We start from the raw sequence: 6386 nt of genomic DNA, 5'->3' as shown, positions 1-6386 counted from the left end.
CCGGTCCAGTCGGCCTGGACATGCCCCAGCCGGACCCGCTGCGGGTGGTCGCCGACCGGGATCGACGTCACCTTCCGGCCCGTGGCGAAGTCGATCGCCGTGACCTGGTCGGCACCGCTCTCCGAGACGATGCAGTCCTTGCCGTCGCCGCTGACCGTGGCCCAGTACGGCTTGGACGCGGTGACCAGCGGGCCCTCCTGGAGGGTGGCCCGGTCCACCACCGTGGCGTAGTCGTCCATGGTGCCCGCGACGCAGAGCTTGGTGCCCTCGGGATTCATCGAGATGCCGTGGTGGCGCGAGTCGTTGACCCAGGTGGTGCGGTCCTCGCTGGTCGACGGGTTCTTCGGCAGCGTCTTCATCCGGGTGATCTTGTCAGCGGCCACGTCGTACTCCAGGAAGCCGTTGAAGAACGACACCTGGAAGTACAGCTTCGACTCGTCGGGGGAGAAGACGGCGGGCCGCACCGCGTCGGAGAAGTCCTTCAGCCCGAACGCGTCCAGCCGCTGGCGCATGTCGATGACCTTGGCCTGCTTGTACGTCGTGGCGTCCACGACCGTGATGTGCCGGTCGCCCTTCGTCCAGTCCCAGGCCGGGTCGTCCAGGGCGGTGTTGACGTCACCGATGGACATGTTCCAGATGTACTTGCCGTCCTTGGTGAAGATGTTCTCGTGCGGCTTGTCCCCGGTGGCGAACGACCCCAGCTGCCTGCCGGTGGTGATGTCCAGCACGTGCACGGTGTTCGCGGTCGAGGCGGAGACGGCCACCCGGGTGCCGTCCGGCGAGACGGCCATGTGGTCCGCGCGGTAACCGGCCACCGGGAAACGCCAGTTGACCTTCCCGGTGGCGAGGTCGATCGAGACGACGTCCGCGAAGCTCGGGCGGGAGACCACGACCGACTTGCCGTCCGGAGTGGAGTACATGTCGTCGGCGAACTGGTCGTGGCCCTCGCCGACGCTGTTGCGGATCGCCATGAAGTAGATCCACTTGACGGGATCCGCGTTGATCTCCGCCATCCGCTGGTCCTTGTCGGGGATGACGTTGATCCGGCCGACCTTCGCGAAGTCGCCGGAGGACTTGATGACATCGGCGGTGCCGTCCCAGTTGTTGCCGACGAACAGCACCTCGCGCAGGCCGGAGGCATCGGACGTGGCGGAGGCCGCGGAGGCGGCGGTCGCCGGGCCGGCGACGGTCAGGGCGAGGGCGGCGGCCACGGAGCAAAGGTGCCTGGTTCTGGAGGCAGGCATGACTGCTCTCTTTCCTCGGGGAAATCTGAACACACATGGATTCACAGTGAACTTACTGAAAAGTAAGGAGGGGGTGCCCTTCTCGACAAGATGTGTGCACGACAAGATTGGGTCACCGGCGGTTGACGGAGGGGGAAGCGTGACGGGCAGGCTCAAGGCGCCGACGGGCCGCTACGGCGGCCGGTCCGCCGAGGAACGGCAGGCCGAGCGGCGTCGCCGGTTCCTGGACGCGGCGCTGCAGTTGTTCGGGGACAGCCCGGGCTATCGCACGGCGACGGTCGCCGCGCTGAGCCAGGCCGCGGGCCTGTCCACCCGCCAGTTCTACGAGGAGTTCCGCACCCTGGAGGACGTCCTCGCCGCGCTGCACCTGGAGGTCAACGCCTGGGCGGAACAGGCGGTGCTGGACGCGCTCGCGGCGGCCGAGAGGCTGCCGCTGGCCGAGCGGGTCGCCGTGCTGTTCCATGCCTACACCCGCGACGTCACCTCCGACCCGCGGCGCATCCGCATCGCCTTCGTGGAGATCATCGGCGTCAGCCCCCGCCTGGAGGAACAGCGGCTGGCCCGCCGGGCCCGGTGGGTCGACCTGATCCGCGCCGAGGCCGACGCGGCGGTGGCCCGCGGGGAGGCGGCACCCCGCGACTACCGCCTCGCGGCCACCGCCTTCATCGGCAGTGTCAACGGTCTGCTGCACGACTGGAGCGCCGGCTGGGTGGACGCGAGCCTGGACGAGGTCGTCGACGAGCTGGTCCGCCAACTGCTCGGCATCCTGCGGCCGGAGGGCTGGCGCCCGGAAACCTCCTGACCCTCCGGTTCCCGGGGCCCGCCGGGTGGCGCGGGGCCGGAACGAGCGGGCCGGCAGTCCCGGTCCGCGGGCCCGGGGCGCTCGGCGCGCGCGATCGGCGCGGAGCTGGTGTGCTGGATCGAGGGGCCCGTCGTACCCGTTCTCCGGAGAAACGCATGAGTACGTATCGAGTCGCGCAGGTGACCGCTCCGAACGGCACGTTCGAGCTGGTCGAGCGAGAGGTGCCGCAGCCCGGGCCAGGCCAGGTGAGGATCGCCGTGGAGGCCTGCGGGGTCTGCCACAGCGACGCCCTCTTCGTGAGCGGCGCACTACCGGGCGTGTCGTTCCCCGAGGTGCCGGGACACGAGATCGCCGGGCGGATCGAGGAACTGGGTCAGGGGGTGCTGGAACGGGGCTGGCAGGTCGGCGACCGGGTGGCGGTCGGCTGGTTCGGCGGCAGCTGCGGTCACTGCACACCCTGCCGCCGGGGCGACTTCATCGTGTGCCCCAACCTGAAGGTCCCGGGGTGGGCGTACGACGGAGGTTTCGGCGAGAAGGTGATCGCTCCGGTGGACGCCCTGGCCCGGATCCCCGAAGGGCTGGCTGCGAGCGACGCCGGACCCATGGCCTGCGCGGGCGTGACCACGTTCAACGGACTGCGACGCAGCTCCGCCCGGCCGGGTGATGTGGTCGCGGTGCTCGGCCTCGGCGGCCTCGGGCACCTTGGAGTGCAGTACGCGGTCGCCATGGGCTTCGAGACCGTGGGGATCGCCCGCGGCCCCGAGAAGGCCGACTTCGCCAAGCAGCTGGGCGCCCACCACTACGTCGACAGCACCTCCGCAACCCCGGTCGCGGAGGCGCTGCAGTCCCTCGGCGGCGCCAAGGCCGTCCTGGCCACCGCCGGGAACTCCGAGGCCATCACGGCCACCGTGGACGGCCTGGGCCCCCGCGGTGAGCTGGTGGTCATCGGAGCGGACACCGCGCCGATGGGCATCAATCCGGCGCAGCTGCTGATGGCCGGCCGTGTCGTCCGCGGCCACCCGTCCGGCACCTCGCAGGACGTCGAGGACACCATGGCGTTCAGCGTCCTGCACAACATTCGCCCGATGACCGAGCACGTACCGCTGGAGAGCGCGGGCGAGGCCTACGCGAAGATGCTCGCCGGCAGGGCTCGCTTCCGGATGGTGCTCACCGGCGGCTGAGGCCTCGGCCGTCCAGCCGTTCCACCGCCTCCAGCACCGGCGCCACCCCGTCCTCCGCCCGGATCCGCGCACCGAGCGCGCGGGCCCGCTCGCCGTACGACGGTTCCCGCGTCGCCCGCAGCAGCGCCGTGGACAGGGCGTCGACGGTCAGCCGGCGCAGCGGGACGGCGGCGGGGGCGACGCCCAGCGACACCAGCCGCGCGGACCAGAACCCCGCGTCGAACTGGACCGGGACCGGCACGGCCGGCACCCCGGCGCGCAGGCCCGCCGCGGTCGTGCCCGCCCCGGCGTGGTGGACCACGGCGGCGGTCCTGGGGAACAGCGCCGAGTGAGGTACCTCGCCGACGGTCAGCATGTCGTCGCCGTCCGCCGCAAGGCCGCCCCAGCCGCGCTGGATCACCCCGCGCAGGCCGGCCCGCCGCAGCGCCGCCACGATCCGCGCGCTGAGCCGGCCGGCGTCCGGCACGGTCGCGCTGCCCAGCCCGACGAACACCGGCGGCGGACCCGCGTCGAGGAAGTTCCGCAGTGCGTGCGGGAGCCGGGTCCCGGCGTCGTGGGGCCACCAGTAGCCGCATACGCCGAGGCCGGGCCGCCAGTCCCGAGGCCGGGGCACCACCAGCGGGCTGAAGCCGTGGTGCACGGGCCACAGCCGCCGCTCCCGGGTGCGCCGTGCGGTACCGGCGCCGACCGGGGGCAGCCCGAGCCGGGCGCGGACCGCGGGTACGGTGCCGGCGAAGACGCGCTCCACGGCGAGGTTCACCCCGTGCCCGGTGAGCCGGTTGCCGCGGGCTCCGAAGGAGCCGCCGCCGAGCACGGGCGGGGCGAACTCCCGGGTGGGGGTCAGGGGCTGCAGATAGACGCCCATGCTCGGCAGCCGCAGTCCCTCGGCGACGGCATGGCCGAGCGGCGCCAGCGGGGCCGCCAGCAGCAGGACGTCGCTGTCGCGTGCCGCCGCCACCAGATCGTCGCTCATCCGCCCGACCAGATGCCGGGCCAGCTCGACCACCCGCACCAGCTTTCCGGCGCTGCTGGTGCTGCGGTGCAGCCCGCGGCCCCGCGCGGACTCCAGCTCCGTGCGCGGATCGACCGGAAGCGCGTGGAAACGCACCCCGGAGGCCGCCACCAGGGGCTCGAAGCAACCGTGGGTCACCAGGGTGACCTCGTGCCCGGCCCGGCCGAGCCGGTGCCCGAGGCCGGTGTAGGGGGCCACGTCGCCCCGTGAACCCGCCGTCATGATCGCAACGCGCACGACAGCCAGTATGCGCGGATCGCGGCCCGTTCAGGCCCAACGACCCGCTCCGTGCGACGACTTCGCCGTTCGGCCGGCCCGCGTCACAGACTCAGGACGATCGCAGCGGTCACACCTCCCAGGCCGAGGGCGAAGGCGGCCTCCTTCCAGCCGCCGTTGCCCCAGCGGAAGAACCGGTCGAGGGCGAGTCTGCCCGGGCCGATGGCGGCGAGGGCCAGGGCGACCACGGTGATGCACACGCTGTATTCGACCCCTCCGTCCGTCTCCCACAGACCATGGGCGCCGGAGACGGTCGCCATCGCATTGATCATCACTCCGATCAGGGCGGCGGCCGCGAGCGGAGTGAGCAGCCCGAGGGCCAGGCCCAGGCCACCGAGGGACTCGGTGAGGCCGCAGACCAGGGCGAACAGCTTTCCCGGGCGGTATCCGAGGGCCGCGAATCCTTTGCCGGCCGCGGTCAGGCCGTGCCCGCCGAAAATTCCGAACAATTTCTGAGCACCGTGCGCGGCCATCAGCAGACCGAAAGTGAGCCTGATAAGCAAAAGACCCGAGTCCGCCGCGTACGATGTCGACACGGTGGCCCGGGGCGTCAGCGAGTCCTCGGAATTCTCCGGACGGTACAAAATGCGCTGGGCAAGCATGTTACTGCTCCCGTGAAGACGGCTGAAGCACTGGCCGACACCACCAGTCACTTCGCGACGAGCGCTTACTCACCCATATACGAACCAGCGGCTTCCAGGGATTGCTCCCACCGCGACACTCTCGGCCTCGCGGTGGGACCGGCGAATCCACGTGCAGGGCGGCCGCCGTGCACTCTCTGCCTTGCTGGCAGCCCGTGCCTTGCCTCTCAGGCGGCGGCCAGCACCACCAGGGTCGCCGCCGTCAGCAGGGCACCGCCCAGCACGCACCAGGCCACCACTCGCTGCCGCAGCGCCCGGTACCTGGTCTCGTAGGTGTGCCGCAGCTCCTCGGCACGTTCGGCTGTGCGCCGCCACGACATACGGGACAGCGCCAGGTACTCCGTCTCGAAGTGCCGCTCCAGGTCGTCGCGTTGGGAGTCGGTGAGCCAGCCGAGGCGGCCGGCGATCCGGGCCGCAGCCGTACGGCCCTCCTCCCGTGCGGCGGCGAGCAGCAGATGACCCTCGATCTCCTGGACCAGCGCCCGCTCGTCACCGATGCTCATCGCGCGGTCAACTCCCGCTCGGGCGACGACACCTCGGGGTGGTGCAGGTCGAACGCCGGGGACTCGCTGCGGATACGGGGAAGGGTCAGGAAGTTGTGCCGGGGCGGGGGGCAGGAGGTCGCCCATTCCAGGGAACGGCCGTAGCCCCACGGGTCGTCGGTCTCGACCTTCTCGCCGTACTTGGCGGTCTTCCAGACGTTGTAGAAGAACGGGAGCAGGGACGAGCCGAGCAGGAACGAGAAGATCGTGGAGACCGTGTTGAGCGTGGTGAGCCCCTCGACCGCCAGATAGTCGGGGATACGGCGCTGCATGCCGTTCACACCCAGCCAGTGCTGCACCAGGAAGGTGCCGTGGAAACCGATGAACAGAGTCCAGAAGGTGATCTTTCCGAGGCGCTCGTCCAGCATCTTGCCGGTCCACTTCGGCCACCAGAAGTGGAATCCGGCGAACATCGCGAACACCACCGTGCCGAAGATGACGTAGTGGAAGTGGGCCACCACGAAATAGGTGTCGGAAGTCGGGAAGTCCAGCGGCGGCGAGGCCAGCATCACCCCGGTCAGTCCGCCGAAGACGAACGTCACCAGGAAGCCCATCACCCACAGCATCGGTGTCTCGAACGACAGGCTGCCGCGCCACATCGTGCCGATCCAGTTGAAGAACTTCACACCGGTCGGGACGGCGATCAGGAACGTCATGAAGGAGAAGAACGGCAGCAGCACACCGCCGG

Annotated in this window: 7 protein-coding genes; 2 read left to right on the top strand and 5 right to left on the bottom strand. The window is 70.7% G+C overall.

Features of this window, described 5'->3' with window-relative positions:
• Window positions 1-1244, bottom strand: a 1244-nt coding sequence (locus tag AB0H32_RS45855) for a YncE family protein (RefSeq protein WP_361134902.1), incomplete at its 3' end; no start/stop codon positions are given.
• Between the two features lie 139 nt (window positions 1245-1383).
• Here AB0H32_RS45855 and AB0H32_RS45850 point away from each other — a divergent pair.
• Complete coding sequence (locus AB0H32_RS45850) at window positions 1384-2046, top strand: TetR family transcriptional regulator (protein ID WP_361134899.1); 663 nt, start codon at window positions 1384-1386, stop codon at window positions 2044-2046.
• A gap of 155 nt (window positions 2047-2201) precedes the next feature.
• The gene (locus AB0H32_RS45845) at window positions 2202-3227 is read left to right on the top strand and encodes an alcohol dehydrogenase (RefSeq protein ID WP_361134896.1); all 1026 of its coding nucleotides are present in this window, start codon (window positions 2202-2204) and stop codon (window positions 3225-3227) included.
• On the opposite strand, the gene AB0H32_RS45840 is transcribed toward AB0H32_RS45845, so the two are convergent.
• From AB0H32_RS45840 to AB0H32_RS45825, 4 genes are all read right to left on the bottom strand, one after another.
• Window positions 3214-4461: a glycosyltransferase gene (locus AB0H32_RS45840; protein ID WP_361134905.1), complete on the bottom strand. Its 1248-nt coding sequence runs from the start codon at window positions 4459-4461 to the stop codon at window positions 3214-3216. The genes AB0H32_RS45845 and AB0H32_RS45840 overlap by 14 nt on opposite strands.
• A 98-nt stretch (window positions 4462-4559) precedes the next feature.
• Window positions 4560-5117 (bottom strand): DoxX family protein, encoded by a 558-nt coding sequence (locus AB0H32_RS45835; RefSeq protein ID WP_361134893.1) that lies wholly within the window; start codon window positions 5115-5117, stop codon window positions 4560-4562.
• Between the two features lie 206 nt (window positions 5118-5323).
• Entirely contained in the window at window positions 5324-5659 is a 336-nt protein-coding gene (locus AB0H32_RS45830; protein WP_361134891.1) for a hypothetical protein, read from the bottom strand.
• Window positions 5656-6386: cbb3-type cytochrome c oxidase subunit I (locus AB0H32_RS45825; protein ID WP_361134888.1), on the bottom strand; the 731-nt coding region annotated here is incomplete at its 5' end. The genes AB0H32_RS45830 and AB0H32_RS45825, both read right to left, overlap by 4 nt.

It is taken from the genome of Streptomyces sp. NPDC020362, from assembly GCF_040642095.1.
Lineage (GTDB): Bacteria > Actinomycetota > Actinomycetes > Streptomycetales > Streptomycetaceae > Streptomyces.
This window is presented reverse-complemented; position numbering and strand designations above follow the sequence as displayed.

What these genes read in the sequence shown, in the direction of transcription:
- AB0H32_RS45840 (WP_361134905.1), bottom strand. Translation starts at nt 4,461, where the DNA reads ATGACGGCGGGTTCACGGGGCGACGTGGCCCCCTACACCGGCCTCGGG.
- AB0H32_RS45830 (WP_361134891.1), bottom strand. Translation starts at nt 5,659, where the DNA reads ATGAGCATCGGTGACGAGCGGGCGCTGGTCCAGGAGATCGAGGGTCAT.
- AB0H32_RS45845 (WP_361134896.1), top strand. Translation starts at nt 2,202, where the DNA reads ATGAGTACGTATCGAGTCGCGCAGGTGACCGCTCCGAACGGCACGTTC.
- AB0H32_RS45835 (WP_361134893.1), bottom strand. Translation starts at nt 5,117, where the DNA reads ATGCTTGCCCAGCGCATTTTGTACCGTCCGGAGAATTCCGAGGACTCG.